This window comes from Mameliella sp. MMSF_3455 (assembly GCF_030733205.1).
Taxonomy (GTDB): Bacteria; Pseudomonadota; Alphaproteobacteria; order Rhodobacterales; family Rhodobacteraceae; genus Antarctobacter.
In genome coordinates this window covers 1-2,356 of sequence record NZ_JASHJL010000098.1, presented here as the reverse complement: position 1 = coordinate 2,356, position 2,356 = coordinate 1, and the positions used below count along the sequence as shown (strand labels likewise).

Below are 2,356 nucleotides of genomic sequence, written 5' to 3'. Positions count from 1 at the left end.
ACCCGGCCTTGAAACCCGCACGCCCCCGCTAACTATGGGATCATGCCCGATACGCCCCCCTTTGTACCCACACATGCCGCCGCGCACGCGACGCTGCAGCGCTTTGTGCCGGAGGCGGGCGCGCGCTATGCCGCCCGCCGGAACTTCGACCTTGGACCGGGGCGACATCAGGCGGTGTCACAGCTTTCGCCCTACCTCCGGCACCGCGTCCTGACGGAACAGGAGGTTCTGCACGCGGTCCTTGCGCATCATTCCCCGGACGCGGCAGAGAAATTCATCCAGGAAGTGTTCTGGCGGACCTACTGGAAAGGCTGGCTGGAACTGCGGCCCTCGGTCTGGCAGGAATATCGGGCGCGGCTTTTGCATCAGCTGAACCGGGTCCAGAGCGAGGGCGGCCTGAGACAACGCTGGCAGGCGGCCTGCACCGGAGAAACCGGGATTGCCTGTTTCGACGCCTGGGCAGAGGAACTGGTCCGGACCGGCTATCTGCACAATCACGCGCGGATGTGGTTCGCCTCGATCTGGATCTTCACCCTGAACTTGCCGTGGGAACTGGGCGCGGATTTCTTTCTGCGGCACCTTCTGGACGGCGATCCGGCCTCGAACACGCTAGGCTGGCGCTGGGTTGCGGGGCTGCAGACGCGCGGCAAGGCCTATGTCGCTCAACCCGCCAATATTGCCCGCTTCACCGAAGGCCGGTTCACACCGGCCCACGACGAATTGAACACGGCGGCCACGCCCCTGGATGGCCCGGCCCCGCCGCCGCCCCTGTCGCCGCCTGTGGGCGGGCGGATGGATCCGGACCTGCGGACGCTTTTCGTGCTGCATGAGGATGACCTGTCGCCCGGCTGGATGCTCGACGCAGGTCTGCGTCCGACAGGAACGGCCCTGCTGACCTCGGGCGCGCGCCTCAGCCCCATGGAACCGGCGCCGCAGGTCACACGGTTCCGCGCGGCGCTGGTGCAGGAGACGGCGGACCGCTGGCAAGACCGGCTTGGCCCCACCCGCAAAGCGCAAACCGCAGAGGATATCGCGGCAATGGCAGGCGACCTGGACGCCGAACAGATCGTCACCGCCTATGCCCCGACAGGTCCCGTGGCCGAGATCCTGCAAGAACTGGACGGCGTCGAGCAGCTGCTGCGCCCCTACGATGCACGGGCCTGGCCGCACGCCACCGCGGGCTTCTTCAAGTTCCGCAAGTTCATTCCCACACTGCTGGCAGCCCTGGACAGTCCTGCCTGAAGGTTCAATGACCGATCCTTTGCACGCCGGAACAGACATGCGCGGCGCATTCCATCTCGAGCGTGACATCGGTCAGGCCGTGAGCTTCCTCCAGACGGGCTTTCACGGTCTGCTTGATCGAATCCGCCTGCGCCCAATCGCCGGTCTTGATCACCATATGGGCCTGCAGGGCGGCCTGGTGCTCATCCATCTGCCACAGATGCGCATGATGCAACCCGGCGACGCCTTCCACCGCCTCGGCAGTGGCCAGCACGCTTTCCGGCGCCAGCCGCGGCGGGCTGCCCAGCATCAGGATCCGGATGACACCGCCAATCTCGCTCCAGGCCATCCAGAGGATATATCCCGCAATCAACAGGGTGATCGCCGGGTCCACCCAGACCCAGTCAAAGGCCCAGATCAGCGCCCCGGCCAGGATCACCGCCAAGGATCCCATCGCATCGGCCAGGTTATGCAGAAAGGCGGCACGGATGTTCACGCTGGTCTTCGACATCGTATAGGTCAGCGCCGCGGTCGCCAGGTCGATCACCAGGGCCACGGCGGCGATGACGATGACCAGCCAGCCGACCACCTCCTGCGGATCGAAGAACCGCAGGATGGCTTCGTAGACCAGGTAAAGCCCGATCACGATCAGTGTCGTCAGGTTGATCAGCGCCGCGACCACCTCGGCCCGGCCATAGCCGAAGGTCATGTCGGAATCCGCGGGTCGGCGCGCGATGCGCCGGGCAAGGGCCGCAATCATCAGGCTGGCCGCGTCCGAGAAATTGTGCAGCGCATCGGCAATCATCGCCAGAGACCCGGACAGGATCCCGCCCACTACCTGCGCGAGGGTCAGCGCGAGGTTCACGCCGACGGCAGCAGCCATGCGGGCATCGCCCGCCTCTGGATCGACATTGTGGTGATGATGGTGATGTCCGTGTGGCATGGTCAGAAGAAGCGCGCTTTGGCGCCAAAGGTCAACCGGGTCGCCGCGGCGGGTGAGGCGACCGCAGCAGCAGGACGTCGCGCTCCAACCACCACGTGGCCTGCGTCCCGTGTTTCTTTGGGCCTCAAATACCTCTGGGGGTCCGGGGGCAAAGCCCCCGGCGGATCGCCGCACCGCAAGGCGCGGCGGTCC

2 protein-coding genes are annotated in these 2,356 nt (G+C 66.0%); one reads left to right on the top strand and one right to left on the bottom strand.

Annotation, left to right across the window (positions count from 1 at the left end; genetic code table 11):
- Nucleotides 1-42: 42 nt before the first annotated feature.
- Nucleotides 43-1,242, top strand: a complete 1,200-nt coding sequence (locus RBB42_RS27960) for an FAD-binding domain-containing protein (protein ID WP_305969506.1) — start codon at nt 43-45, stop codon at nt 1,240-1,242.
- Between the two features lie 4 nt (nt 1,243-1,246).
- Here the strand turns inward: RBB42_RS27960 and RBB42_RS27955 are convergent, their stop codons facing one another.
- Nucleotides 1,247-2,164, bottom strand: a complete 918-nt coding sequence (locus RBB42_RS27955; RefSeq protein ID WP_305969507.1) for a cation diffusion facilitator family transporter — start codon at nt 2,162-2,164, stop codon at nt 1,247-1,249.
- Nucleotides 2,165-2,356: the final 192 nt, after the last annotated feature.

Bases quoted from the DNA above. Each gene is read 5' to 3' on its own strand.
- RBB42_RS27960 (WP_305969506.1), top strand. From the start codon at position 43: ATGCCCGATACGCCCCCCTTTGTACCCACACATGCCGCCGCGCACGCG.
- RBB42_RS27955 (WP_305969507.1), bottom strand. From the start codon at position 2,164: ATGCCACACGGACATCACCATCATCACCACAATGTCGATCCAGAGGCG.